The sequence below is a fragment of the Nocardiopsis suaedae genome (assembly GCF_027706745.1).
Taxonomy (GTDB): Bacteria; Actinomycetota; Actinomycetes; order Streptosporangiales; family Streptosporangiaceae; genus Nocardiopsis_A; species Nocardiopsis_A suaedae.
This window is the reverse complement of the sequence record NZ_JAQFWP010000038.1, coordinates 38,679-65,022: the sequence shown is the minus strand read 5'-3', so window position 1 is coordinate 65,022 and position 26,344 is coordinate 38,679. Positions and strand designations below refer to the sequence as shown.

General features: G+C 72.6%; 20 protein-coding genes. 9 read left to right on the top strand and 11 right to left on the bottom strand.

All coding sequences use genetic code 11. The features are described from left to right. Positions 1 to 111: 111 nt before the first annotated feature. Positions 112 to 648, bottom strand: a complete 537-nt coding sequence (locus tag O4U47_RS19255; RefSeq protein ID WP_270679293.1) for a gluconokinase — start codon at positions 646 to 648, stop codon at positions 112 to 114. Positions 649 to 804: 156 nt separating this feature from the next. Here O4U47_RS19255 and O4U47_RS19250 point away from each other — a divergent pair, with 156 nt between their 5' ends. Then, positions 805 to 1,590: a FadR/GntR family transcriptional regulator gene (locus O4U47_RS19250; RefSeq protein ID WP_270679292.1), complete on the top strand. Its 786-nt coding sequence runs from the start codon at positions 805 to 807 to the stop codon at positions 1,588 to 1,590. Here the strand turns inward: O4U47_RS19250 and O4U47_RS19245 are convergent. After that, on the bottom strand, positions 1,574 to 2,986 hold the full coding sequence (locus tag O4U47_RS19245) for a GntP family permease (RefSeq protein WP_270679291.1): 1,413 nt from the start codon (positions 2,984 to 2,986) through the stop codon (positions 1,574 to 1,576). The genes O4U47_RS19250 and O4U47_RS19245 overlap by 17 nt on opposite strands. 745 nt (positions 2,987 to 3,731) lie before the next feature. Between O4U47_RS19245 and manA the strand changes: the two genes are divergently transcribed. Then, positions 3,732 to 4,910 carry a mannose-6-phosphate isomerase, class I gene (gene manA, locus O4U47_RS19240; RefSeq protein WP_270679290.1) on the top strand — a complete coding sequence of 393 codons (1,179 nt, stop codon included), beginning with the start codon at positions 3,732 to 3,734 and terminating at the stop codon, positions 4,908 to 4,910. A 25-nt stretch (positions 4,911 to 4,935) separates the two neighbouring features. Here the strand turns inward: manA and O4U47_RS19235 are convergent, their stop codons facing one another. After that, positions 4,936 to 5,502 (bottom strand): TetR/AcrR family transcriptional regulator, encoded by a 567-nt coding sequence (locus tag O4U47_RS19235; RefSeq protein WP_270679289.1) that lies wholly within the window; start codon positions 5,500 to 5,502, stop codon positions 4,936 to 4,938. Positions 5,503 to 5,711: 209 nt separating this feature from the next. Between O4U47_RS19235 and O4U47_RS19230 the strand changes: the two genes are divergently transcribed. Next, a complete protein-coding gene (locus tag O4U47_RS19230; protein WP_270679288.1) occupies positions 5,712 to 6,368 on the top strand; it encodes an MBL fold metallo-hydrolase in 657 nt (218 codons plus the stop codon). Between the two features lie 97 nt (positions 6,369 to 6,465). On the opposite strand, the gene O4U47_RS19225 is transcribed toward O4U47_RS19230, so the two are convergent. From O4U47_RS19225 to O4U47_RS19210, 4 genes are read right to left on the bottom strand one after another with little or no spacing between them, the layout of a single operon-like run. Next, the gene (locus O4U47_RS19225; protein ID WP_270679287.1) at positions 6,466 to 7,239 is read right to left on the bottom strand and encodes a hypothetical protein; all 774 of its coding nucleotides are present in this window, start codon (positions 7,237 to 7,239) and stop codon (positions 6,466 to 6,468) included. After that, a complete protein-coding gene (locus O4U47_RS19220) occupies positions 7,226 to 8,899 on the bottom strand; it encodes a substrate-binding domain-containing protein (RefSeq protein ID WP_270679286.1) in 1,674 nt (557 codons plus the stop codon). Before O4U47_RS19220 ends, O4U47_RS19225 begins: the two co-directional genes overlap by 14 nt. Further along, a complete protein-coding gene (locus tag O4U47_RS19215) occupies positions 8,899 to 10,095 on the bottom strand; it encodes a toxic anion resistance protein (RefSeq protein WP_270679285.1) in 1,197 nt (398 codons plus the stop codon). The genes O4U47_RS19220 and O4U47_RS19215 overlap by 1 nt, the downstream gene beginning before the upstream one ends. After that, positions 10,092 to 11,327 (bottom strand): hypothetical protein, encoded by a 1,236-nt coding sequence (locus O4U47_RS19210; RefSeq protein ID WP_270679284.1) that lies wholly within the window; start codon positions 11,325 to 11,327, stop codon positions 10,092 to 10,094. The genes O4U47_RS19215 and O4U47_RS19210 overlap by 4 nt, the downstream gene beginning before the upstream one ends. A 241-nt stretch (positions 11,328 to 11,568) precedes the next feature. Here O4U47_RS19210 and O4U47_RS19205 point away from each other — a divergent pair, with 241 nt between their 5' ends. Beyond that, on the top strand, positions 11,569 to 11,943 hold the full coding sequence (locus O4U47_RS19205) for an FKBP-type peptidyl-prolyl cis-trans isomerase (RefSeq protein WP_270679283.1): 375 nt from the start codon (positions 11,569 to 11,571) through the stop codon (positions 11,941 to 11,943). Between the two features lie 65 nt (positions 11,944 to 12,008). Here the strand turns inward: O4U47_RS19205 and O4U47_RS19200 are convergent, their stop codons facing one another. After that, positions 12,009 to 13,184 (bottom strand): acyl-CoA dehydrogenase family protein, encoded by a 1,176-nt coding sequence (locus O4U47_RS19200; RefSeq protein WP_270679282.1) that lies wholly within the window; start codon positions 13,182 to 13,184, stop codon positions 12,009 to 12,011. Positions 13,185 to 13,432: 248 nt separating this feature from the next. On the opposite strand from O4U47_RS19200, the gene O4U47_RS19195 reads away from it, so the two are divergent. Continuing rightward, positions 13,433 to 14,104 carry a TetR/AcrR family transcriptional regulator gene (locus O4U47_RS19195; RefSeq protein ID WP_270679281.1) on the top strand — a complete coding sequence of 224 codons (672 nt, stop codon included), beginning with the start codon at positions 13,433 to 13,435 and terminating at the stop codon, positions 14,102 to 14,104. On the opposite strand, the gene O4U47_RS19190 is transcribed toward O4U47_RS19195, so the two are convergent. Beyond that, positions 14,052 to 15,059 (bottom strand): hypothetical protein, encoded by a 1,008-nt coding sequence (locus O4U47_RS19190; protein WP_270679280.1) that lies wholly within the window; start codon positions 15,057 to 15,059, stop codon positions 14,052 to 14,054. The two genes, O4U47_RS19195 and O4U47_RS19190, sit on opposite strands and share 53 nt — an antisense overlap. Positions 15,060 to 15,118: 59 nt before the next feature. Continuing rightward, positions 15,119 to 16,453, bottom strand: a complete 1,335-nt coding sequence (locus O4U47_RS19185) for a hypothetical protein (RefSeq protein WP_270679279.1) — start codon at positions 16,451 to 16,453, stop codon at positions 15,119 to 15,121. 337 nt (positions 16,454 to 16,790) lie between these two features. On the opposite strand from O4U47_RS19185, the gene O4U47_RS19180 reads away from it, so the two are divergent. Genes O4U47_RS19180 through O4U47_RS19165 form a run of 4 tightly spaced genes read left to right on the top strand, consistent with a single transcriptional unit; the run spans position 16,791 to position 25,097 of the window. Next, positions 16,791 to 18,380 carry a TIGR02677 family protein gene (locus O4U47_RS19180; RefSeq protein WP_270679278.1) on the top strand — a complete coding sequence of 530 codons (1,590 nt, stop codon included), beginning with the start codon at positions 16,791 to 16,793 and terminating at the stop codon, positions 18,378 to 18,380. Further along, the gene (locus tag O4U47_RS19175) at positions 18,380 to 19,663 is read left to right on the top strand and encodes a TIGR02678 family protein (RefSeq protein WP_270679277.1); all 1,284 of its coding nucleotides are present in this window, start codon (positions 18,380 to 18,382) and stop codon (positions 19,661 to 19,663) included. The genes O4U47_RS19180 and O4U47_RS19175 overlap by 1 nt, the downstream gene beginning before the upstream one ends. Then, positions 19,660 to 23,835 (top strand): TIGR02680 family protein, encoded by a 4,176-nt coding sequence (locus tag O4U47_RS19170; RefSeq protein ID WP_270679276.1) that lies wholly within the window; start codon positions 19,660 to 19,662, stop codon positions 23,833 to 23,835. Before O4U47_RS19175 ends, O4U47_RS19170 begins: the two co-directional genes overlap by 4 nt. 11 nt (positions 23,836 to 23,846) lie before the next feature. Beyond that, positions 23,847 to 25,097 carry a TIGR02679 family protein gene (locus O4U47_RS19165; RefSeq protein ID WP_270679275.1) on the top strand — a complete coding sequence of 417 codons (1,251 nt, stop codon included), beginning with the start codon at positions 23,847 to 23,849 and terminating at the stop codon, positions 25,095 to 25,097. Between the two features lie 74 nt (positions 25,098 to 25,171). On the opposite strand, the gene O4U47_RS19160 is transcribed toward O4U47_RS19165, so the two are convergent. Beyond that, positions 25,172 to 26,197, bottom strand: coding sequence for a beta family protein (locus tag O4U47_RS19160; RefSeq protein WP_270679274.1), 1,026 nt, complete (start codon positions 26,195 to 26,197; stop codon positions 25,172 to 25,174). Positions 26,198 to 26,344: the final 147 nt, after the last annotated feature.

Sequence of the window (26,344 nt, the reverse complement as noted above, 5' to 3'; positions counted from 1 at the left end):
ACCGGGGTTGTGAGCCACAGACCCGAGACTCAAGATCCAAGAAACACGCCCTAGGGGTGTGAGGGGCGTTTCCTTCGGGCGAACGAAGGGCCGGACCTCGGGTATCGGTCCTCACCCGGCGCCGTGCGCCGCGGACTCCCCGTTCTCCGCCAGGGCCGCGCGGACCGCGGCGACCGCCGCCTCCACGATCTCCTCGGGCGGCGGGGCGATGCCGAGCACCGCCCCCTTCTCGTCCGGCCCCAGCGGCTCCAGGGTGGCCTGCTGGGAGTCGAGCAGGCCCGTCGGCATGAAGTGGCCCGCCCGCTCGGACAGGCGCGCGCGGATCAGCTCGACGGGGCCGTCCAGGTGCACGAAGCGCACGTCCGGGGCGCCCGTGCGCAGGACGTCCCGGTAGGAGCGCTTGAGCGCCGAGCACGCCATCATGCTGCTCGCGCCCTGCGCCTCGCGCTCGCCGATCCACGCGGCCAGCGACCGCAGCCAGGGGAGCCGGTCGTCGTCGGTGAGGGCCACGCCCCGCGACATCTTCGCGATGTTCGCCTCGGGATGGAACGCGTCGGCCTCGGCGAAGGGCAGCCCGAGCCGCTCTGCCGCGCGCAGCGCGACGGTGCTCTTGCCGCTCCCCGACACGCCCATGAAGACGAAGTGCATGTACTGTCCCTCCCCGTGAGGCGGCGTTCGGACGCCCGTTCGGTCGCGGGATCCCGAACGCCCCGCTTCAATAGTGTTATCAATGGGGCGGTGCCGTGCGCGACTCGCCCCGGCCCCCGGCCCGCACAGGGCGGGCCCACCGAGCCGAGGAGCCCGATGAGCCGCGAGTCCGACCACCGCACCCTGCACAACCGCGTGCTCGCGGAGCTGGGCCCGGCGATCGCGGCCGGCCGCTACGGCCCCGACCACGTGTTCACCCTGGACGGGCTGGTCCGCGAGTTCGGCGTCTCGCGCACCGTGGCCCGCGAGGCGGTGCGGGTTCTGGAGTCGATGCGCCTGGTGGTCAGCCGCCCCCGGACCGGCGTGCGGGTGCGCCCGCGCGCCGAATGGAGCGTCTTCGACCCCCAGCTCATCCGCTGGCGGCTGGCCGGGCCCGGCCGCCTGGAGCAGCTCCGCTCGCTGAACGGGCTGCGCGCCGCCGTCGAACCCCCCGCCGCGGCCGCCGCCGCCCGGCTCGCCACCTCCGAGGAGCGGGCCGCCCTGGTGGACCTGGAGCGGCGGATGGCCGACACCGGCCGCCGCGGCGACCTGGAGGCCTTCCTGGAGCTCGACACCGCCTTCCACCGCCGGATCCTGGAGCTGTCCGGCAACGAGATGTTCGCCGGGCTGTCCGGGGTGGTGGCCGAGGTGCTGGCCGGGCGCACCGAGCACAGCCTGATGCCGCCCACCCCCCGCCCCGAGGCGCTGTGCCTGCACCGGCACGTGGCCTCGGCGATCGACGGGGGCCTGCCCCAGGTCGCCGAGGCGGCCATGCGCGCGATCGTCGACGAGGTGGTCGAGGCCCTCGGGGGCGGCGCGGGGGAGGGCGGCGGAGACGTCCTGGGCCCCGGAGGGACGGACCCCGGGGCCCAGGGGACGGGCGGCCCTACAGCAGCAGGCTGAGGACCAGGGCGAAGGCGAAGCCCACCAGGCCGATCAGGGTCTCCATCACGGTCCAGGTGCGCAGCGTGGTCGCCACGTCCATCCCCAGGAACCGGCCCACCAGCCAGAACCCGGAGTCGTTGACGTGGGAGAGCACGGTGGAGCCGCAGGCGATGGCGATGACGATCAGCGACAGGTCGATCGTGCTCAGCCCCGGGGACGCCTCCACCGCCGGCGCCACCAGGGCGGCGGTGGTGGTGAGCGCGACGGTCGCCGAGCCCTGGGCCACGCGCAGCGCGGTGGCCACCACGAACGCCGCGACGATCACCGGCAGCCCGGTCGACTCCAGGCTGGAGGCGAGCGCCTCGCCGATGCCGCTGGCGCGCAGGACGCCGCCGAACATGCCGCCGGCGCCGGTGATCAGGATGATCGAGCACACGGGGCCCAGGGCACCGTTGACGATCTGCTCCACCCGGTCGCGCGGGTAGCGGCCGCGCCCCAGGACGAACATCGCCACGATGGCGGTGATCAGCAGCGCCACCGGGGTCTGGCCGACCAGGACCATGGCCCTGGCCCAGGTCGCGTCCCCGTTCACGGTCCCGGCGGTGGCCAGGGTCTCCACGCCGGTGTTGAAGAAGATCAGCACCATCGGCAGCAGCAGGATGCCGAGCACGGTGCCCACATGCGGCGGGCGGTCGTGCTTGGCGTACCCCGCGTCGCCGCCCCCGGCGGTGTCGGCGGTGTCGGCGTCGGTGGTGACGTCGGCGGGGACCGGCAGCTCGAAGCGGCGCCCGGCGTAGAGGGAGTACAGGTAGCTGCCGATGTACCAGGTCGGCACCGCGAGCACGGTGCCCACAAGCAGGGTGGTGCCCATGTGGGCGCCGAGCAGGTCGGCGGCGGTGACGGGGCCCGGGTGCGGGGGCACGAAGGCGTGCATGACGGCGAACGCCCCGGCGGTGGGCAGGGCGTAGAGCAGCACGGAGCCGCCGAGGCGGCGGGCGACGCTGAAGACGATCGGCAGCATGACGATCAGCCCGGCGTCGAAGAAGATCGGGAAGCCGAACAGCAGCGAGGCCACGCCCAGGGCGAGCGGGGCGCGCTTCTCGCCGAACAGCCGGATCAGGGCCTGGGCCAGGACGGCGGCGCCGCCGGTGACCTCCAGCATCCGGCCGATCATCACGCCGAGGCCGACGAGCATGGCGACGCTGGCCAGGGTGCCGCCGAGGCCGTCGAGCATGGTCGGCACGATGTCGGCGAGCGGGATGCGGGTGGCCAGCGCCACGAGGAGGCTGACCAGGGACAGCGACACGAAGGCGTGCAGCCGGACCTTGATCACCAGGAAGAGCAGGACGGCGATGGCGGCGGCCGCGATGAGCAGCAGCGGCGCGGTGCCGAGGGTGGGAGCGGTCGTTTCCACAGGTTCCTCCGGACGGAAGAGGGGTGCGCGGCACGTCCGGGTGTGACCCGGATCGCGTCGTCGGCCAATGGTAATACCAATTGTGAGGGCGTGTGACCACCGGCGTAAGGAAATGTGACCCGGGTGTTTCCGGCCGCGGTGCCCCGCCGTGACCGGAGCCCGGCGATGGCCGCTCCCCACCGACGGCCCCGGGGCCGGGGGCTCCGCGCCATGGTGCACGCGCCGAGCTGGAATTCCTGGTCGAGGGAGGTCGGGGGAGGGCGGCTGCGCCCGGCTCTCCCGGGGCGGGGTGCGCCCCTGTGCGGGCCCAGGTGGTGGCGAGCGGTGCGGCCGACGGAGCCCTCCGCGGCCGTGAAGCGTCTCAGCCGTCGGCGCCGGGGCGGCCGAAGCCCCGGTGTCCGGCGCGCCGGGCGCCGTGCACCCCCGTTCGGCCGTCGCCGACGGTCATCGCCCGGGGACCGTCGGGTCCTGCGAGGCAGGGGCCCATCCGGCGGTGCGGCCGGGGCGCGGTCGGCGGCGAGGCCGGGGGTGGACATCGGGCGACGCGGAAGGTAAACCAATCGGTAACTTCGTGTCCGCCTGATGGGTGGGGCCAGCACCACCGGCACAGGTAGAGCCTGTCGTGCAGACAGGCCGGGCCGCCTCCGCGAGACTGGCACCGGATTCCCCCTCCCGGCAGGGCGGGGGTTCCGCGGCGGGTCCGACGGCGGCAGCGAAGCGACGGGAACGGGAAGAAGCAGCGCGGATGCACAGGCTGATCAACCAGGTACGCCCCTATGCCTGGGGAGCGGAAGAGGCCATACCCCGGCTGCTCGGCGCCGAGCCCGACGGCAGCCCCCAAGCCGAGCTGTGGATGGGCGCCCACCCGGCCGCCCCCAGCACCCTGCTCACCGGCGGCGGTGAACGCACCTTCGACGCGTTCATCGCCGAATCCCCCAAAGAGGTCCTCGGCGAGGAGACCGTCGCGCGTTTCGGCGAGCGCCTGCCCTTCCTCCTCAAGGTGCTGGCGGCCGACTCGCCCCTGTCCCTCCAGGCCCACCCGGACGAGTCCCGGGCGCGGGCGGGGTTCGCCGCCGAGGAGTCCGAGGGCATCCCCGTGGACGCCGCCGACCGCAACTACCGCGACCCCTTCCACAAGCCCGAGCTGGTCCTCGCCCTGGAGCCGTTCGAGGCGCTGTGCGGGTTCCGCGACCCCGTGGCGGCCCTCGGCGACCTCGCGGGCATCCGCTGTGAGCTGGCCCGGCGCCTGCGCGCCGACCTCGCCGCCCCCGACCCGCACATCGCCCTGCGCACCGCGATGACGCGCATCCTCACCCTGGACAGCCGCGACCTCGACCAGGGCCTGGCCGAGTTCGTGGAGGAGTGGACCCACCGCGGCGGCGGCACGCACCACGCCACCGTGCTCGACCTGGTGCGCCGCTACCCGGGCGACCCGGGCGCGGTGGCGGCGCTGCTGCTCAACCGGATCACCCTGCGCCCGGGGGAGGCGCTCTTCCTGCCCGCCGGGAACGTCCACGCCTACCTGCGCGGCACCGCCGTGGAGATCATGGCCAGCTCCGACAACGTGCTGCGGGCCGGGCTCACCGCCAAGCACGTCGACGTGCCGGAACTGCTGGCGGTGGTGGACTTCTCGGTGCTGCCGATCCCCTACACCCGGCCGGTGGCGGTCGAGGGGCGCAGCGAGTACCGCCCGGGCGTCGACGAGTTCTCCCTGACCGTGCTGGGGCCGGGGGCGATCGGCACCACGGTGCCCGGCGGGTCGCCGTCGATCGTGCTCGCCCTGGACGGAGGGGCGGAGCTCCGCGCGGAGTGCGGGGCCCAGACGAAGCTGGAGCGGGGCGAGTCGGTGTTCGTCCCCGCGAGCAGCGGCGCGGTCCGGGTCCAGGGCAGCGGCCACCTGGTGGCGGCGACCGTGGGGTTCTGACCCGGACGCCCGGCGGCCGCCTCCCTCAGCGCTCCAGGGTCGCGCGCAGCGCGTCCAGCGATGCGTCGAGGAGCTCACCGAGGGACCGGCCCTCCTGCGGACGGGTCCACTTCTCGACCGCCGCCCGCTGCACGAGCATCCCGGCGCCGGCGGCGAAGCGGGCGGCCTCGGGGTCCAGCCCCCGGTCCTGAAGCGCCCCGGCGATGGCGCCGGTGAGCGCGGCCTGCTTGTCGAGCTCGCGTTCGCGCAGCTCCGGACTGGCTCCGACGATCCCCTCCCGCCGGAGCACCGCGGTACGGCGGTGCTCGAACAGCGTGTCCGCCGCCCCTTTGAGGGCGTGCACGACGGCGTCGAGGGGGCGGTGCGGGTCCGGACCGGCGGCGATGCGGCGGATGATCTCCTGCCGGTGCCGGGTGGCCAGGCCGAACAGGACCTCGCGCTTGTCGGTGAAGTGGTTGAAGAACGTCCGCGGGGTGAGCCCCGCCCCGCGCGCGATCTCGGCGACCGTCGTGCGCTCGAAGCCCTTCTCCTCGAACAGGTCGAAGGCCGAGGCCTGCAGGCGCTCGGCGGCGCCCGGTTCCCAGCGTGGCATGCCCCGAGGATAGCGATTGCATGGTGTGCAGTCGCGCGGCTAGGGTGATTGCACAGGATGAAATCGCCAATGGTGGATGTACCGTCCTGCGGGGGCGTGGGGAACACGGGGAACCCGAGCCCGTGCACGAGGGGAGCGGCGCACGGTGGATACGGGTGCCCGGCTCACCACAGCGGGACGGCCACCTCCCGAGCGGAAGGAGAACGCCGATGCCGTCGAACGACACACTGGAGGAGCCGATCAAGGGCCTGCACGCGACGCCTCCGGCGCAGCTGCCGTTCCTGGCCCACGTCCAGGTGCGCGCCTTCCTGCTGGAACGGGAGCACGGGAACGCCATCGTCTACAACGCGCCCGGCATCACGTCCGCCGCGGAGGGGGTGCGGGCGCTCGGCGGGGCGACCCGCCTCCTGGTCAACCACGGGCACGAGGAGATGTACGGCCGCCCGGACCTCGATGTCCCCGTCTACGTGCACGAGCGCGACCGCGGCCAGGTGGCCGGGACCCTGCCCGTCGCCGGGACGTTCACCGGGCGCCACATGATCGACGACGACCTCGAGGTGATCCCGACCCCCGGCCACACGCCCGGGTCGACCGCCTTCCTCTGGGACAACGGCGCCCACCGGTTCCTCTTCACGGGCGACTCGGTCTGGGTCGATCGCGGTGAGTGGTCCGCGGTCGTGCTCGACCCCGGCCAACGCGCCCGCTATGTGGAGAGCCTCGCGCTGATGCGCGACCTCGACTTCGACGTCCTCGTCCCCTGGGGCGCGACCAAGGGGGAGCCGTATGTCGAAGAGGTGACCCGGGCACAGGCACGGGAGCGGATCGGGGCGATCATCTCGCGCCTAGAGGCCGGCGGTACCCGCTGAGGCCGACGCCCCCTGGCCCGGCGGCACTACCGGTCGGGCCGCCTCCTTCGTCGTGACGGCGGTGACTCGGCACCTGGGGGCACGACTCCTTGCCCCCTCAACCCGTCGGCTCTGGGCCCTGAAGGGGCGCGTCGTCCGTCGGTGTCTCGGGATGAGGTGCGGAGGGTCCGGCACCCGGGGGTCCTTTCGGGGCCGGGGAGGTCGACCGTTCCCGTTCGCGCAGGTAGGTGGTGTGGTCGCGCTGGCGGCGGCTGTGAGCGTCCAGCAGGCGTTCGGCCGCGGTCCCGACGGACGCCTCCAGCAGAGCCAACTGGGCGCGCAGCTCCTCGGCGGCGCTGCCGCCTCCGCCCGCCCTGCGGCCCGCGTCGAACCACCACGGCAGGTTCAGGTACGCCTCCACCGCCTCGGGCAGGTCCGTGCGCACCACCCGCTCCAGCTCGTAGGCGGTCTCCGGGTCGGCCTCCAGGTCGGAGCCGAGCTCCAGCAGGTCCGCGAGCCTCCCGCTCAGGCGCTCGAAGGCCTCGGCCGCGTCGCCGGGCAGGCGTGACCGGTTCCGCTCCACCGTCTGCGCCAGCCGCTCCAGGTCCCGGCGCAACTCCCGGGGCGTCCGGCCGACGGCGTCGGCGGCCAGGCGCACCCGCTCCGGCGGCGCGGCCAGCGCTCCCGCCGCGTACAGCGCCACCACCGCGAGCGGCCACAGCGGTCCGAGCACCCCGGTGAAGGCCAGCGCCACGCCGACGAGCCCGGCCCCCGCGCCGACCAGGTTCCGCGTCGACGCCAGGTAGGCCATCACACGGCCCGGCGGGCGGTCGCCGCCCCCCGCGGCATCCGCGGCGCCCCTCCCGGCACCGCCCCCGTCACTGGTACCCACGGATCTCCCGGAAGGCCTCGTCAAGGGAGGCCTCGTCGTCTCCCTGGGCGTCGAAGGCCCGCCCGCCGGTGAGGGAGGCCAGATCCTCCATCTCCTCGGGGTCGGACTCGCCGAACACCACCGGGAACACCGGGACCGCCCGCAGCCGGTCGGGCAGGCCGGCGTGGTCGGCGGCGAAGTCGTCGTAGGTCCGGCCCGCGTTGATCTCGCCGTCGGTCATCAGCACGACCGACGTGAACACGTCCTCGGTGTCCTCTTCCTCCAGCAGGGCGTAGGCGTCGGCGAGGGCGTCGTACCCGGCCGTCCCGCCCTCGGGGCGCAGGCCGTCGACGTGGTCGCGGATCGAGGCGAGCATCGCGTCCGGCTCCTCCTCCGGGACCTCGAACGACTCCGGGCCGTGGACCGACGAGGAGAACGGCAGCACCGTCACCCGCTCCCGGCCGTAGAACCGCTGGAAGCGACCGGCGATCGAACCGGCGTCGCCGCCGGCCAGGGTGTGCACGGCCGACCGCAGTCCCTCGATGCGCTCCCCGGCCATCGACGAGGACACGTCCAGCACGTACACGGTGCGGGCGGGCTTGCGGATGCGGTCGTAGTAGGCGGCGATCAGCGCGTCGGCGGATTCGGCGGTGGCGGGGAAGGGCAGCTCCGGAAGCGCGGGGAACGCGCCGCGCGCGTCCTCCGGCAGGGCCTCCGGCTCCATGGGCCTGCGGCGGGTGTCGGCCGCGATCTCCCGCTGCACCTCCGGCGACAGCAGGTGCTCCACCAGGGCGTCGTAGTCCGCGGCCGCCCCGTCGGAGGCCGACTCCAGCAGGGACAGCGGGTAGTCGGCGGTGACCGCGCCGTCGGTGGGGTGGACCGGCAACAGGCCGCCGGGGATCCCGTCGCCCTCGAGCGACATCAGCACCGACTCGTAGTTGATCATCGCGTCCGGGGCGGGCCGGCCGCCCGGGTCGCGCACCCGGTCCGCGTACTCCTCGGCCAGCCACCCGGACGACCCGGCGGTGAGGGTCTGCCCGGCGAAGAACCCGCGCAGCTCCCCGGTCACGCCGTCGATGTCGGAGGGCTCCAGCGCCGCGCCGGTGTCGGCGAGCGCCGCCGCCACCCCGACCAGGGCGGAGAACCCGGAGTTGGAGGCGGCGGGGCCGGTCATGGCGTAGTCGAGGTCCCCCTCGTCCACGGCCTCGGCGATGCCGGACCAGGACACGCCCGTGACGGCGCCGTCGGCGACCTCCCAGCCCAGTTCCCCGGCCTTGTCCTCGCCCACGCCGAGCACCACCGGCGAGGCCATGACCGGCGTCTCCTGGCGGAGCGCGCCGCGCCCCTCCGGGTACAGGTTCAGGTAGCGGTTGGAGGAGAACCAGACCGCGTCGTACCGGTCCTCCGCCCGGCCGCCGACCACCTGCTCCACCCCGTCCAGGGTGCCGGTGTACTCCATGCGCACGGTCACCCCGGTCTCCTCGGCGGCCCGCTCCAACAGCGGCTCCATGTCGGCCAGCTCGCTCCCGGCGAGCACCCGCAGCTCGCCGGGGCCGCTCGTGCCTCCGCCGCCCGAACCCCCCTCACCCCACCAGCACCCGGCGGCCGCGACCAGCACGGCGGCGGCCGTCGCGGCCGCGGCGGAGGAGGAGCCGGGCCCCGGGCGCCCCGCCCCGGCCATCAGCCCTCACCCCCGTCGCGCGAGCGCGACCGCTCGATGTACCCGGAGGCGTGCTCCAGCTCCCCGCGCAGGGCGTCCACGGTGGCGGCCATGTTCTCCACCGCCTGCTCCTTGAACCTGTCGATGCTGTCGATGGAGGCGTAGATGCTGCGGAACGACGAGCGCAGCGTCTCCACCCCCACGGCGGGGTCGGCGGCGATGCGCTGGATGTCCTGGCTTTGCGCGGACAGCATCTCGGCGTTCGCGGCGATGATGTCCTCGGTGGTGCCGCGCAGCGCGTCCACCTGCTCGACGACCCGCTTCTGCGCCGAGAGCGCCTGCGCCGCCGTGACGGCCACCCGCAGAGCCGAGACGGTGGTGTTCGCCGCCCGGTCCACGCCCTTGATGAGCTCGTCGTTGCCGCGCCGGACCGTGTCCAGCGCGAGGTACCCCTGCACGCACACGGCGAGCTGGGTGAGCAGGTCCTGGTGGCGCTGCCGGATGGGGAACAGCACGTCGGAGCGGAGCCGGGAGGCGGCGTCGGGGTCGGCCGCCGCGGCCTCGTCGATGCGCGCGGACGCCGCCTCGTCCAGGGCCTCGGCCAGCACCGCGTACTCCTGCAGGCGGCCCATCGTCTCCCAGAGGCGCTGCCGCTCGTTCTGCAGCGCGGCGTTGTCCCTGCGCAGCTCGTCCTGGCCCGACCGCAAGGCCACCACGATGCGGTTGATGTGCGCGTCGGCGCTCTTGTACTTGTTGACGAAGTCGCGCACCGGGGAGCCGAACGGCAGGAACGACAGCAGCCTCCGGCCGGTGGGCCGGGCGGCGTCCTTGGGGTCGAGGTCCTCCACGGTCCGGCGCAGCTCCAGCAGGCCGCGGCCGACCCGCTTCTGCGCGTCGGCGCCCTCGCCTTTGGCGTCGGCCAGGGCGGTCACCGAGCGCTTCAACATGCGGTTGGCGGCCTGCGCCGACGAGCGCAGCTCCTCCTCGCCGATGGCGGTGATGTCGGCCGTGCGGGAGGCGAACTCGGGGGAGCGGGGGTCGAGCCCGGACAGGCCGCTCACGTAGGCCTCGGCGCGTTCGCGCAGCTCGGCCCGCTTGGCGTCGTCGACGGGGACCAGCGCCCCGGCGCGTTCGGGGCGCACCGGCTCGACGGGTTCGGGCGGGGTGAGCACCGGTGGCTCGGGCGGGGTGAGGGGTGCGGTGCCGTCCTCGTTCATGCACTCTCCGTGGTCTGGGCGGGGCGCGACGGGGGCGCGCCCGGCGGGCGGACGGGGGCGGCCCCGTCGCGCGGATTGCCGCCATCGGCGTCGTCGGCATCAGGGTCGCCGCCATCGGTGCCGCCGGTGTCCGACGCCTCCTCCGCGGGTGCGGGCATGCCGCCGTCGGCGTAGGCGTCCTCCAAGCCGCTGAGCATGCCCTCGACCACCTCGTAGGCGGGTGCGTTGACCACGTCGGCGACCTGCGCGCGCACGGGGCGGTCGGCCTCCTCGGCCGCGGCGGCGAACAGGTCGGCGTCGGCGGTGCGGAAGCCGTGCTCGGCGGCGAGCCGCTGCAGCTCGGGGTCCTCGGTGAGCAGGCGCCCCACCGCGTCCCCGGCGTCGGTCAGCGGCAGCAGGGTGTGGTTGGAGACGGTGGTGGGAGCGGGGTACATGACGACCGCCCCGTCGGGAAGGCCGGTGCCCGACCCCCGGGTCCCGGCGTACTGGGCCTCGTAGGCCCACAGCAGCGGGGTGTGGCCCGCCCCCAGGGCGGCGTACTGGTCGAAGGGCTGCTTGGAGCTCTCCGGCGGGGCGCCCTGGGCGAGGTAGAGGCGCGCGATGCGCTCGGCGTCCCCGCCGTCGAGCGGCTCCTGCGGCACCTGTTCCCCGTTGAGGAGGTAGGCGACGACGGCCAGGTACATGGCGGCGGAATTGGAGGTGCGGGGGTCGGTGGTGCGGATCAGCACCTCGCTGCGCCCGGCGCCCCCGTAGCCGCCGCCGGGCAGGTCGCGCCACCGGGCGCGGTCCCCGGTGAGGTCGAGGAAGGCGGCCATGTCGATGGTCCAGGTGCCGTCGTCCTCCTCGGAGGCGACCCCGGCCCCGCGCAGGGCCTCGGCGACGGGGCGGTGGCTGAGCACCACCATGGGCGAGTAGAAGGGGCGGTACTCGCGCTCGGTGCCGTGCTCGCGCTGGAACGCCTCGGCCGACGGGTCGCTGCCGGGGAACCCGAAGTCGGCGCCGTCGAGGTCGGACCGGGCGATCGAGCGCGAGCCCCGGGTGCGCACCTCCACCTCGTAGCCGAGGTCGGCCAGGCGGGCGACGACGTCGGGGTCGGCGAAGAAGGGGGCCTTCTCCGAGCCGATGACGCCGGTGACACGCCGGGGTTCGGGCCCGGCGAGGTTCCACACGACCGCCGCGAGGACGCCCGCCACGAGCAGGCCCGACACCACGAGTGCGGTGATCCGGCGCATGCGCCTCCCGTCGAGGGGGCGCGTGGGCCGCCGCCCCGGCGGCCCGGGGGACCCGCGCTCCCCGCACGCCGAGTCTGGGACCGGGCCCTGTCGCGGGGGTGGCGGCCCGTTGGCGCGGCGGTGACGGGCGCATGGCCAAACGCGTCCTGATCCGTCCCCGGCCCCTGGCCTCGCGTGCGCATCGCGCCTCCCACCGCCGTTACGCTGGGGAGCCGTTGCCCGGATCGAAGGGGGAGGAACCATGGCGCTGGAGCGTCCCGAGATCGACTTCATCGACGGCCCGCCGCCCGCCGACCTGAAGGTGGAGGACATCACCATCGGCGAGGGGGCCCAGGCCGGCCACAACTCCAAGCTCGCCATGCACTACGTGGGCGTCTCCCACTCCACCGGGGAGGAGTTCGACGCCTCCTGGAACCGCGGGGAGCCGCTGCGGTTCACCCTCGGCGCCGGGCAGGTCATCCCCGGCTGGGACCAGGGCGTGCTGGGCATGCGGGTCGGCGGCCGCCGCAAGCTGGTCATCCCGCCGCACCTGGCCTACGGCAGCCGCGGCGCCGGCGGCGTCATCAAGCCGAACGAGACGCTGGTCTTCGTGATCGACCTGGTCGAGGTCGCCTAGCAGCCCGCGAGCGCGCGAAGGGGACCCCTCGCCCGAGGGGTCCCCTTCGTCGTGCGCGGGGCGCCTCACCCCAGCGAGGAGCCGACCTTGACCCGTCCTGTGAGCAGGTCGCGGGCGATGGTGCGGCGCTGGATCTCGTCGGTGCCCTCGTAGATCCGCAGCAGCCGCAGGTCGCGGTACCAGCGCTCGATGGGCAGCTCGCGCGTGTAGCCCATGCCGCCGTGGATCTGCATGACCCGGTCGACGATCTCGTTGGCCTTCTGGCCGCCGTACAGCTTGGCGATGGACTGGGCGTGCCGGGAGTCGGCCCCCGAGTCGACCTGCCACGCCGCCTGCAGGACCAGCAGGCGCAGCGCCTCGGTCTCCATCTGGGAGTCGGCGATCATCCACTGGATCGCCTGCCGGTCGGCGATGGGGGCGCCGAAGGTGGAGCGCTCCTTGGCGTAGCGCAGCGCCATCTCCAGCAGGCGCTCGCAGGCGCCGACCGCGCGCGCGGGCAGCAGGTAGCGCCCCTTGCCGATCCACTGCATGGCCAGGCGGAACCCGTTGCCCTCCTCGCCGAGGATGTTCGTGTGCGGGACGCGCACGTCGTCGAAGACGAGGGAGGCGGGGCGGCGCTCGCCCATGGTGTCGATCGGCTCGGAGGTCCAGCCCATGTCGCGGTCGACGATGAAGCAGGTGACGCCGCCGTCGGCGCCCTTCTCGGGGTCGGTCACCGCGAACACGAGCGCGAAGTCGGCCTCGTCGCCGCCGGTGATGAAAGTCTTCTCGCCGTTGATCACCCAGGAGTCGCCGTCGCGCACCGCCCGGGTGCGGATGGCCTTGGCGTCCGACCCGGCGCCGGGCTCGGTGATGGCGAAGCAGGACTTGCGCTCGCCCTCGATGGTGGGCAGCAGGTAGCGCTCGCGCTGCAGCGGGTTGGCGTGGAAGAGGATGTTGTCGGCCTCGCCGCCGAACTTGAAGGTGAGGAAGGTGCGGCCGAGTTCGGACTCGATCAGCGCGGCGCTGACCGCGTCCAGGCCCATGCCGCCGTACTCCACGGGGGTCTGCACGCCCCAGAAGTCGGACTTGCGGGCCAGCGCGCGCAGTTCTTCGGCCTCGTCGGCGGTGAGCCCGGGGGCGGCGCCGGCCCGCTCGCGGCGCAGCACCTCGTTCTCCCGCGGGATGAGCTCGCGCTCGACGAAGGTGCGGACCCAGTCGCGGATGCCCTTCTGCTCGTCGGTCAGGGCGAAGTCCACCATGCCCCGTGCTCCCTTCTGAACCTAACAGTGTTCGGTTACTTGACCGTAGACCTCCTTTCCCCGCACCGCAAGGGGGTACCGCGCCCTCCGGCCGAGGGGCCGCCCGGGAAGGCGTCCACTGGGCCCCTGCCGGGCACGGCGGGCGGGACCGCGCCGGGCATGGCAGGATCGTTCGGTACCCGCACACGGCGCGCCGCGCCTAGGCGGCGCACGACGGAACCGGCAGGGACCGACCGAGAGGACGAGGAGTGGCCCGCCCGAAGACCCCGCTGCTGACCCGAGAGGGCATCCGGGACGCCGCCCTCGGGCTGGTGGACCGCGACGGCCTCGAAGGGCTGTCCATGCGCAAGCTGGCCCAGGAGCTCGACGTCCAGGCGGCGTCCCTGTACAGCCACTACCGGACCAAGGACGACCTGCTGGCCGACATCGCCAACGGGATCATGGCGGGCGTCGACGTGTCCGGCTTCGACGGCGGCGACTGGCGGCACGGGCTGACGGTGTGGGCCCGCACCTACCGCCGGGCCCTGGCGGCCCACCCCAACCTGGTCCCCGTGATCGCCGTGGGCCCCGGACGCCGGGAGGAGGCCCTGCGCCGCGCGGACGCGATCCACGGCGGGCTGGTGGCGGCCGGGTGGCCGCCCAGACACGCCACGATGATCGGCGCCTCGACGAAGTACCTGGTGGTGGGCGGCGCGATCAACTCCTTCGCGCGCGGATTCGACGACGACGTCCAGGTCTACCGGGACCGGTACCCCAACCTGTTCCAGGCCCACAAGCTGGCCGAGCACGCCGTCGAGATCGACGAGGACAGCTTCGAGCTGGCCCTGGAGGCCTTCCTGGCCGGCCTGGAGGGCCTCTTCGAGAAAGTCAGGACACGGACCGGCGGGAATCCCGGCGAGGACGAGGGCGCGCGGTACTGACCCCGTCGCCGCCCGCCGTCGCGGCGAGCAGCGCGCGCGCCAGGTCGGCGGGGGCGCCCTCGGTTCCGGGCACGGCGGCGCGGAGGCGGTCGGTGCCGCCGGGGCCCCGGGACAGGGCGCACACCGCGGCGAGGCGCACCCGCGGGTCAGTGTCGGTGCGCAGGGCCGAGAAGACGCCGTCCACGGCCTCGCCTGTGAGGCCGTCGCCCTCGCCGTCGCCGCGCGCGGCCGTGAGCAGGACCTCCCGGGCGCGCTCGGCACCGTCGAGCGGGGTGCCGGGGTGTTTCACGAAGCGGCGGACGCGAAGTAGCGGACCCGACGGCGCCGGCGGAACCGCGTCGCACAGCAGCAGGTCGAGCCATGACTCGTACCAGGCCGCCAGATCGGGTTCGGGGGCGAACACCGGTGGCCCTTCGTTCGCCCAGGTGCACACCACCCGGCCCCGCGCCTCCCCGTTGAACACGAGGTTGATCGCGTATCCGCAACCGAGGTCGCCGAGCATCAGCAGTCCGGGGAACAAGAAGATGTTGGACTGTCCCCGGTCGTCCTCGCGCCAGCCGAGGACCTCCCGCCACCAGGCGTCGGCGGCCCCTGCGCCGTCGCCGTCTCCAGGGAACGGGGGACCTCCCTCAGGGGTGAGGGGGAACGGGCCGCGAGCGTAGGCGGGGTCGGGCCAATCCTCCAGGTCCTCCCACAGGTGCGCCCTGGCCAGCGGGGCGATCCGGACGCCGAAGGCGTCGAGCCCGTCGGCCACACCGGTGATGAACGACCGGTAGGACCCGGGAAGCCCGATTCCCAGTGCGTCCTCGCGTGCCCGCACGGCGGCCTCCGCCGTCGGCGGCCTGCGGGCGGCGGTCGCCGCCCGCCCGCGCCGCTCCAGCAGCTCGGCCTTGGCGAGAATGCGGGCGTGCCGCCGCTCGGCGGGCTCCCCGGTACCGGGTCGATCCGTGTTCACACCGCTCCGACGGCGGGGCCTCCGGGCACGTTCCCCCCGCTCCACTCCCCCTTCTGCGCTCACCCCTCCGGAACGCAGACCGGTTCCGTCCACGGATCGGAGCCGAGTCCGCTGTCCGGGCGCAGGCGGACGACGTAGTCGTCCGTGGACACCGGCACCACCTCGGGTGGGAACGTGTCGTCCTCCACCGGGCGCAGGAGCAGCCAGGCGGCGCCGTCCTCCCGGCCGATCAGCGTCGCCGCCCGCTCGGGGGCCGCGCAGATTCCGGCGGGGTCGGTGCCCGCCCCGACCGGGGACACCTGGACCGGCCGGATGGTCCTGGGCAGGGCCAGGGCGGACCGCTCCGGCGGCAGGTAGCCGTACTCGCGCACGGCCAGCCCCGCGTTGACGGCGCTCCCGGCCGCCAGGATGTACCCGCCCAGCCCGAGGAGGCCCAGCAGCCCGACGCCGACCAGGAGGGCGACGACCGTCCGGCGCGCCTGGGCGCCGGGGACACGCGACGACAGATCCCGCGGATCAGAGAAGGGGACCAGGTCGTGCAGGAGGCGCATCAGCAGGTCACGCGGCCGGGCCGTCGCGGAGTCCTCCCCCTCATCCTTCCCGTCTTCGTCACCGCCCCCGTCGGTACCTCCGTCGCCTCCACCCGGGACGGTGGCCGCCACGGCCGTCCTCCTCCGTGCCCACCGCCGCAGGACGGCGAAGGCCGCGGCGGCCCCGGTGAAGAACAGCAGCAGTGGCCACGGTTGGGGGAGGAGCCACACGCGCAGCGCCACGGCAGGGGCGGCGGCGACGGACGCCGCCGCGCCCCCGATCCCGCACCCGGACAGGTAGGCGTAGGCGTTGTCCCGTCTGATGAGCCGGGCCGCACTGCCGAGCCACCCCAGTCCGACCACCGCGGCCGCGAGCGTCGCGACCAGGTCGATTGCCCCTTCGGGGAGCCTGGTGAGCAGCGCGGCGTAGGCGGCTCCGTAGACGACGGCGACCATGCCGGCCAGGTAGATGAGCGTCGTGAGGGCCGCTGTCGGTGCCACGAGCGCGCGTGAGGGCGCCGGGGCGATGAGCGCGGCCCCGGCGGCATAGGCGGCGACCAGGACGACCACGACGGTGGCCGCGACGACGACGGCCTCGGCCGTGGCGGCGACGAATTCGCCGTACCCGACCGGCACCTCCCCGAGCCCGACGCCGAGCGTCCGGTAGAACTCGGCATAGCGGGCGAGCACGACCCCATGGACGAGCAGGAGGCCCAGCACCCCCAACACGGCCCCGACGGCGAGCCGCGACCCGCGCTGAACGAGGGTGAGCGACCCGTGGACGTCCCTGAACTGGAACACCGGCCCCGAGTTCCCGTGCGCCTCGTTCCTCAGAGACGAAGCGTCCCGTGCCTTCTCGGCCATGGGGCGGCCTCCCGAGTCCGTCCGTCACGGGGAGCCTACTCACGGCGAGACCGTGGCGAGCAGGCCACCCCGGGAAGCCTCACCAGGGTCGCCGATCCCAAGCGAGGAAGTAGATGGGCATCGTCACCGTGCTCCGTGCCGACGGCGTTGAGGTCCAGCAGGACGGCTGACCGGACACCGTCTCTGTGAGGGATGACCATCACCGAACCGGCCACGATGGCCGCGACCGGCCACCACGGCGTTCACCCACGTCACAGGAATGGGCGTTGCTTCTCCGCTGCCCCAGGGTCGGTCGTTCAGGGCGCGCAAAGGCGACCGGCCGCTGACAATGGGAGCGATGTTAGACAGCGGAGACAAAGCGGAGGCCCAGGCGGGCCCTGACGGGGCGTCGGCGCGCTACCGTCCATTCGCTCATCTCAACACCCCCAATAGCGGCCTGTACCGCGCGGTCATGGGGGTCTTCGTCCGCGAGAAAGAGCGCTACACCGTCCACCTCCGCCCCGACGACGTCGCACGGCTCCTCGCCCCGGAGGCGCGTCCGAGCGACCCTGAAGACGTCGTACAGGCCATGGACAAGCTCGCCGACTGGGGCAACCTGCGCCAGGACCCCGACACGGGCCGTGTCACCGCGGTCGAGGACTTCTACCGGCGCCGGTACATCTACCAGCTCACTCGTGAGGGCGAGGCCGCCGAGAAGGCGCTGGCCGCCTACGACCGGGGATTGGGAAGGCGCGGCGAACTCCAGGCCAAGGCCCTTGTCGACATCATCGGCCAGCTCCGCGAACTGCTGGAGATGAGCAGCCGGTCCGATCCCGACCCGGCGGTCGTCCACCTCGCCATGCGTGACCTCGAAGGACGTTTCGAAGAGCTGGCCGACAACGCGAGAGCGTTCATGGGCTCACTCCAGCGCACGATCGACCTTCACGACGCCGAGGTCGAGGCCTTCCTGGCGTACAAGGAAAGCCTGATCGACTACCTCCAGCGCTTCATCAGCGACCTGGTGACCATGGGGGCGGAGATCGCCCGCCTGCTGCTCGCTCTGGAGGACTCGCCGACCGGAGGAGGGCGGCGGATCGACGGTCTGATGCTGCTGGCCGCCGAACGGGATGCCGCCGACGCCGCCCCCGGCACCGAGGCGGAAGCCCAGCGGCGTGCCCTTGCCCTGCGGGAGCACCGCTGGGGCGGGTTGCGTGGATGGTTTCTCAGCTCCCCGGAGCACGAACCCCAGGCGCGCCTGCTGCGGACGGCGGCGCGCAGTGCCGTCCCCCAGCTCCTGGCGGTCGTGTCGGCCCTGAACGAGCGGCGGTCCGGCCGATCCGATCGTTCCTCCGACTTCCGTGCCCTCGCGCGCTGGTTCGCCGAGGCCCCCGACGATGACGCCAGGCACATGCTGTGGCGAACCGCGTTCGGGCTCTACCCCGCACGCCACCTCACGGTGGACCCGGGGACGGTGGACGCTCGTGATGAGGAGCCTGTCGCGCCGAGTACTCCGTGGGTCCAGGCGCCGCCGATCAGGATCAGTCCGCGACTCCGCAAGACCGGAAGCTATGAGCGCAGGGGTAAGCCGCGCAGGATCACCGACCGGAGTGAGGAACGCAGGCATCTGGCCGAACAGGCACGCAGGCAGGCCGAGCAGACCGCTGCCGCACGGGCCCGGTTGGACACGGGAGGGCCCATGCGGCTGTCGGATGTCGGCGAGCTCGACCCGGAAGTGTTCCACCTCTTCCTAGGACTGCTCGGGGACGCTCTCGCCGCCTGGCCGAACGGCGCCGAGGAGTCCGTGACCACGAGCGGCGACGGCGGCATGGAGATCCGTTTGCGCGCGGCCCCGGACCCTGTGACTGCGCAGATCACTACACCCGACGGAGTGTTCAGTGGACCGGACCACATCGTGGAGATCACCGACCTCGAAGGGCGTGCCGAGTGATGGGGGATTCGCTGTCGCTGGGCGACCGTACCCGGGAACAGCGCCGGTCCGACCTGCGTAAGGCGGCGCGCGCGCTGCTTCGCGAGCCGCTCCTGCAGGGGCACGGCCCGACGGCCGAGGACTTCGGCCGGGTCCGGCAGCACGCCCGGGAGCTCCAGGCCTGGTTCGACCGGAACACCGGATGGCATCTGCACGTGGACTCCGAAGCTGCTCGGCTGCGCAAGTCCCCCGGGGCCCCGGACGACGCCACACATCCGGCGCGGGAGACGACGGGTGCCCGATCGCCGTTGACCCGCCGCCGATACGTCCTGCTCTGCCTGGGACTTGCCGTGCTGGAGCGCTCCGAAGCGCAGATCGCCCTCGGCCGACTCGCCGAACAGGTGGTGCTGGAGGCCGCCGATGACGCGATCTCCGGCGCCGGGGTCGTCTTCACCCTGGAAGAGCGCGGGGAGCGGGCCGACCTCGTCGCGGTCGTGCGCCTGCTGGTGGCGATGGGGGTACTGGCCAAGGTCGCCGGTGATGAGGAGGACTACGTCCGCTCCACCGGGGACGTGCTGTACGACGTGCGGCGGCGCGTCCTGGCAGGCCTGCTCGTCGGCAGGGTCGGACCGTCCATGGTCACGGCTCGGACGTTCGAGGAGCGCCTGGCGGAGCTGGCAGCGGACCCGCTCACGTCGGGCATGGAGAGCGAGGAGCTCCGGAACAAGGAGATCCGCCACCGGCTCACCCGTCGCCTGCTTGACGACCCCGTCCTGTACTTCACGTCGCTCAGTGAGGAGGAGCGCAACTATCTGAGCAGCCAGAGGGCCGCCATCACGTCGCGGATCAGCGAACTCACCGGGCTGGTGGCCGAAGTACGCGCAGAAGGCATCGCGATGGTCGACCCCGAGGACGACCTGACCGACGTGAGGATGCCGGAGAAGGGGACCCACGGCCACGTCACCCTACTGCTCGCTCAGCACCTGTCCACGCTTTCTCCGCGACCCGTGACGGTCGAGGACCTCGCGGCCCAGGTGCGCTCCTTCGCCCGGGAGTACGGGAGCTACTGGGCGAAGACGGCGAAGGAGCCAGGTGCGGAGAAGGAGCTCGTGGAAAGGGCCCTGACCAAACTCAGGGCCCTCGGGCTCGTGCGCGTGGAATCCGGCCCGGCGGCCGGGGACCGGCGGGTCCTTCCCCTTCCCGCGCTCGCCCGCTATGCGGTCGCCTCCCCCGTGATCGGCGACCCGTCCGGCGACCACCCGCTCGACACCGAACCGCCCGCCGAAAGAGAGTCCGGAGCATGACCGAGGCAGACCCCCGCCTCCCAGAGCCGACGCGGACCCGGTGGCAGCCGATGCGCATCGGCATCGTCGACATGTTCTACTACGACACCGAAGAGTTCTGGTTCCGCGACGGCCGTCTGCTCCTGCGGGGGAACAACGGGACGGGCAAGTCGAAGGTGCTGGCGCTCTCGCTGCCGTTCTTGTTGGACGGTGACTTGGCGGCGCGCCGGGTCGAGCCCGACGGCGACCCTAAGAAGCGCATGGAATGGAATCTGCTCCTCGGAGGGGAGCACGGTCATTCAGAGCGCCTCGGCTACACGTGGGTCGAGTTCGGCCGCCTGTCCGAGGACGGGGGCACCGAGTTCCGGACCCTTGGATGCGGGCTTAAGGCGGTCGACGGCAGAGGGATCGCGCGGCACTGGTACTTCGTCACACGACAGCGGATCGGTGAGGAGCTCGGCCTGGCCGATGCCACGGGCACGGCACTGACCCGGGAGCGTCTCGACGAGGCGGTGGGGGATCACGGTCGGCTGTACGACAGGAGCCGGGACTATCGAAGGGCCGTCGACGAAGAACTGTTCGGACTCGGGGAGGAGCGCTATCGGGCACTTGTCGAACTGCTCATTCAGCTACGACAGCCCCAGCTCTCGAAGCGGCCCGATGAGAAGGCGCTGTCGAACGCGCTTACCGAGGCCCTGCCGCCGATCGACCAGACGGTCCTGGCCGACGCGGCCGACGCCTTCCGCAGCTTGGACGAGGACCGCGAGGAACTCGCCGCCATGGTCGACGCGCAGAGGGCGGCGACGCGCTTCCTCGACCACTATCGGACGTACGCCCGCGTGGCCGCAGCGCGTAAGGCGGCACCGCCAAGGGACAGGAACTCGAAATACGAGACGCTGCGCGATGAGCGGCGTGATGCCGAAGGCCGCCATGCGGAGGCGCATCGGGCGGTCGAGGCGGCAGACGGCGAATTGGAGGAGCTGCGCGTAGAGGGTGTGCGGCTGGGCGCTGAAGAGCGGGCACTGCGCGAAGCCCCGGAGATGCGCAGTGCCAGGGAACTCGAACGGGCCGGCGCCGAAGCCACGCGAGTCGGTAAGCAGAAGGAGGCCGCCCGTCGGGACGCCGAGCACGCGAACAAGGTCGTGGCCGATGCCGAGAAGCGGGTGGGGGCGGCGCGTGAACGCGAAGAGGCGGCCGAGCGGGCTCTCAGCATTGCGGTAGAGGAAGCCCGTACCCAGGCGGCGGCCGCCGGTATCGCAGCCGAACACGCGAGGGTCGAAGAGCACCTCGACCGCCAGGACGATGAAGAGGCCTCGGAGACGGGAGCGATGTCGGCGGCACGCCGCGAGGCCACAGAACTCACCGACCGCCGTGAGCGCGCATTGGCCCGTGTCGATGACCTCGTCCGCGAAGCGGAGGCTTCTGCGGCTCGGCGTCGGCAGGCCGAGGAGCGGCTCACGGAGGCCGAGGAAAGCACGGCCGAGCGTGAACGAGAGCGGACGGTGGCACAGCAGGCACTGGACCACGAGAAGCATGCGCTGCTGTCCGAAGTCCGCGACTACCTCCGGTCGTGCACCGAATTGCGCTTGGCCGATCCGGAAGGGGCACTCGACCTCCTCCAGGACTGGATGGAGCTGCAAGAGGGACCGGACCCCGCCCGGGACGCGGCTGAGGAGGCGGCGCAGAGCGCCGACCACGGGCTGGCCGACTCGATCGCTCGGCTGGGCTTCGCGCTCGACGAGGCGCGGCGGCGTTCCGGAGAACTGGACGCAGAGCTCGAGGGGCTGCGGCAAGGGGGCCAGTCCGTGCCGCCTGCCCCGCACACCCGCGACCTGCACGTGCGGGAGGGGAGGCCGGGTGCGCCCCTGTGGAAGCTGGTGGACTTCCGAGACGGAGTCGCCCCAGAGCAGCGAGCCGGCCTGGAGGCCGCGCTGGAAGCGGCGGGACTGCTGGACGCCTGGGTGGCGTCCCAAGATGGCCGGGTGCCCCCGACCGGCGACACCGCCCTTGCGGCCGGGGGCCCAGTGCCCGGCCCCTCGCTCCGCGAGATCCTCCGTCCCGCCATCGACCGCGACGATCCGCAGGCCGCGGAGGTGACCGAGGAAGCGGTCGACCGGCTCCTCGCCTCGGTGGGACTGGGGTCGCTGGAGGAGGAGCAGGAGGGCGCCGAGTCCTCCGCCACGTGTGTGGACGTACAGGGCGCCTTCCGGACCGGGGTACTGTCCGGCCGTTGGGCCAAGGAGCATGCGGAGTACGTGGGGGAGGGTGCACGGGAGGCCGCCCGAAGGGCCCGTATCGTGGAGCTGGAGCGCGAGCTGGCCGATGTCACGGCACACGTGGACACGCTCGAAGCGGATGAGCGTAGGGAGTCGGAGCGCCGCAGGGTCCTCTCCCGGGAACGGGCGGCCTATCCGGGTGACGAGCGGCTGCGGGCCGCACAGGCTTCGCTTCTGGCAGCCGAGAAGCAGTTCCAGGAGGCGGGGCGCCACCGTGAGGCCATGGCGGGCCGGGCCGCCGAGCGCGCGCGGGAGGCCGAGGAGGCCGCCACGGAACTGTGGCTGGAGTCAGAGGAGCTCTCGATCCCACCGGACGCCGTCACTGGTCTGAGGCATGCACTCGTGGAGTACCGCCTCGGTCTCGCGGCCCTGTGGCCCGCCGCTAAGGAGCGCATGGACGCCGAGTACGCGGTACGGGAACGGGACGAGGAGGCCCAACGCCACCGAGAGCACTCGACCGCCCTTGCCGAGCGCGCGCTGGAAGCGGCGGACGAGGCGGCGGCGGCCGAAGAGAACTTCCGGGTTCTGCAGAGCACTGTCGGAGAGGCGGTCGAAGACCTGCACCGAAGGATCTCCGCCAACCAGGCGGCCCAGCGGGCCTGCCAGAGGAACCAGGACGACGCACGCAGACGTGGGAGCGAAGCGCGGGAGGAGCGGGGGATCGCTCAGGCCCGCATCGAGCACCTCGGGGAGGAGATCGACCGAGCAGCGCAGGAACGCGCCGAAGCCGTGGCCGCGCTGCGCCGTTTCGCGGGCACGGGCCTCATCAGCGTCGCCCTCCCCGACCTGGTCGTCCCCTCCGTTGACGAGGAGTGGGCGCCGAGCCCTGCCGTCAGGCTCGCCCGCGAGGTCGATGCAGAGCTGTCCGGAACCGACGCCTCGCAGAACGCCTGGGAGCGCGTCCAACGGCGGTTGTCCGCCGAGGTCACCGCGCTCAGGGATGCGCTGTCCGCGCGGGGGCATCAGGCCACCGCCCAGTCCGGGGACGACGGGGTGGTCGTGCACGTGGTGTTCCAAGGGCGTGAGCGCCTCGTACCGGAGCTGGTGGACGTGCTCGAGCGGGAGATCGACGAGCGCAGGCGCATCCTCTCGGCACGCGAGCGGGAGATCCTGGAGAACCATCTGATCACCGAGATCGCCGGAACCCTCCAGGAGCTCATCGTGGCCGCGGACCGCCAGGTGGCGGCCATGAACACCGAGCTGGAGCAGCGGCCGACGAGCACCGGGATGCGGCTGCGCCTGGTCTGGCGGCCGTCCCGGAAGAGCGCCCCGCCCGGGTTGGAGGCGGCGCGGTCGCGCCTCTACCAGGACAGCGCGGCCTGGTCGCAGGAGGACCGGGAGGCCATGGGCGCCTTCCTCCAAGAGCAGATCGAGCGTGTGCGTTCGCGGGACCAGGCCGGCGGGACGTGGATGGAGCACCTGACCGAGGCGTTGGACTACCGGGCCTGGCACGAGTTCGCCGTCGAGCGGCGAGGCCACGGCGGGTGGAAGAGCGCTTCCGGGCCCGCCTCCGGAGGCGAACGCGTGCTGTCCATGTCGATTCCGCTCTTCGCAGCCGCCTCCTCGCACTACGCGAGCGCAGGCAACCCCCACGCTCCGCGCTTGGTGACTCTCGATGAGGCGTTCGCAGGAGTGGACGACAACGCCCGCGCCAAATGCCTCGGGCTGTTGGCCGCCTTCGATCTGGACGTGGTGATGACGAGCGAACGGGAATGGGGCTGCTATCCCGAGGTCCCCGGGCTCGCCATCGCCCAGCTGGCCCGTTCCGAGGGGGTCGCCGCGGTCTTGGTGACGCGCTGGTGGTGGGACGGGTACCGCCGAACGCGCGCGCAGGACCCCCCGAGTGAGGGACCGGCGTCCCACTCCGAACCCGTGCCCGCCACTGCGTACGAAGGGCAGGATGTGCTGTGGGGATGATGGAAGGCGCTGTGGACCGTCCACGCTTGGAGCGGCTGCTGGGCGACCCCGACGCGCGCTGGCTGGTGGAACGGGTCCGTGACCGCATGGAAAAGGGGCGCCCGCTCACCGGGACCGTCACGCTCACCCGGGCCGAGCAGGGCCAGCGCGCCGCAGCCGAACGCCTCCTGGGCAGGCCGCCTCGAAGGGGGCGGGCGCTGACCGTGTCCCTCGAGGCGGTGGACGCCGTCCTCCGGAGGTCGGGCGCGAGCCCGGAAGGGCTCGCTCAGGCCGTCGAAGCCCTCACCGGTCCCGTTCGGCTCCGCTCCGAAGCCGAGGCCGCGCTGAGAGATGCATGGGATTCGGCTTTCGCCCCGCTGGAACACGTGTGCGGCCACACGCCTGCTCTGGCCGACTGGTGCACGGAGCTACGCGGGACGGGTCTGGCAGGGCGTCTGCTCGGCGGGCCAGAGGACGCGGCCCCGGTTCTCGCCCGCCTGGCCGACGTCATCGCCGCACTGCCCGCCAAAGGGGAAGGCCTGGGAACGTTCGCCGCACGAGTCTGCGGGGACGCCCACGCCCTTGATGACGGGCGTCCGCTGGCGACGCTCGCCCTGAAGGCCGCACGGGCCATGGTCGGCTCATCCTCTGGAGGAGGGACCGAGGAGCGAAGGGAAACATGGGCGGCGGTCGGACTGCTCAAGGACGACCTGTCGTCGACGGTGCTCACCGTGGGGCTGCCCGGCGACGCCCGAACGCCCACCGGAAGAGCGCTCGCCGCTCTCAAGGCGGGCGGGCAGCCGATGGTCCTCACGCTGCGCCAAGTGGTGACGGATCCCCCGGTCGGCCTGCTGGCCGGGAGCGTGGTGCGGGTGTGCGAGAACCCGGCGGTCATCGCAGCGGCCGCGGACCTCCTCGGGGCCGACTGCCCGCCGCTGGTCTGCCTGCAGGGCCAACCGAGCGCGGCGGCCTCGGCCCTACTCCGCGGGCTCAGTGACGCGGGGGCCGAACTGCACTACCACGGGGACTTCGACTGGGGAGGCATCCGCATCGCCAACCACCTCCACCGGCGCTTCGGCTGGAGCCCCTGGAGGTTCAGGACCGCCGACTACCTGGAGGCATTGCGACAGGTCGAGCAGAGCAGGCCACTATCCGGGGCTTATGTGGAGGCAGACTGGGATGAGGACCTGGCAGCGGCTCTGGAACACCACGGCAGGCGCATTGAGGAAGAGTCGGTCCTCGACGCCTTGATCGGGGATCTGGCCCTCGCGATGCCCAGATGAGTACAGCTCTCGTTGCCGGGGCGGGCGGCGAGCCGTCTCCGGCCTCTGCAGGTGCGGTGGCGTCCGGTACAGGATCACGGCCGACCGATTCTGGTCAAGCGGTCGACCACGGTCGCGATGTGGTGGGAGGTGGCGACGGCCCGCCACTCTGTGGGACTTCCCGTCCCTCCTCGTCCTGTGGCGCAGTCGTGGATCCACCGGTCACCCCAGGAGAAGTCCGGTCCTGGCCATATGTCGCTTGCGACAAGGTCCTCGCAGATGCTTCGAAAGATCCCTTTGACCTCTCTCGGTCTCTTGTAAGCGATCCAACTCTGCTCGTGTGTGTACCGCAGATTCGGGTGGGGAATTCCCCTTCCGGAGGTGTGTTCCGGGTGGGCGACTCCGTAGTCGGCGTAACCCATGTCCGCGCCCTTTGTTCTGTACATCAACGCATTCCAGAGGAGTGCATCGTAGCGTGTGAATTCGCTGGCCTGTCCCAGAGGGACGTCGTCCAGATTCTTCGGAAAAGCCCCCGCGGCCAGCGTGATGCTGCGCCACCCGTGCTCGGCTATACGGTCGATCAGGCGGAACCCGGACTCTGCGGCGCTCTCCACCCTTTGGGGGGAGCGGACGGCCTGCATGTCGAGGAGCAGGTCGATGTCCGATGGGCCAGAGCCCACGTGCTCGAGGAGCCCAGGGAGCCTTGCCCCCATCTCCTCTTCTCCGGCGTCGTTGTCCACGACCGGGAAACGGAGGCAGAAACCGGCCCCATGTGCCTCGTCGACGCTGCCGGCGGCCTGGAGAGCCTTAACGGAGTCGGTGAGCCGGATGACGGGAACGAGGAGCGGATGGCATCCGACCCCCGGAATCAGCCCGTCGGCGAACCCCGCGCCGATCTCGCTGAGCGCGTTGGGGCCGCCGGACGACGCATCGATGGCGAACGTGCCTTTCAGAGCGAGTGACCGGACCTCCTCCCCAAACTCTCCGGTGCTGACCTCGTCCTTCGTGCCGGAGGGCGTCAATTCGATCAGGGGGTGGATCTCCTGTTTCTGGCGATCAGACAGCTTCTTCAGCGCCCTGATCTCCCCCTTGCGGCCCTTGAGGATCGGCTGGTAGCGCATGTCCCGGCCTCCCTTGTGGGGTATGCGCTGGTTCATTCCCTCAAGCAATTGCTTTCACGGGGCGCCGATGTGGCCGGAGTCGGTCTGGAGGCGGTTGCTCGTGAGCTGAAGGGGATATATGAACCGCATTGTGGGATGGCTTCACCA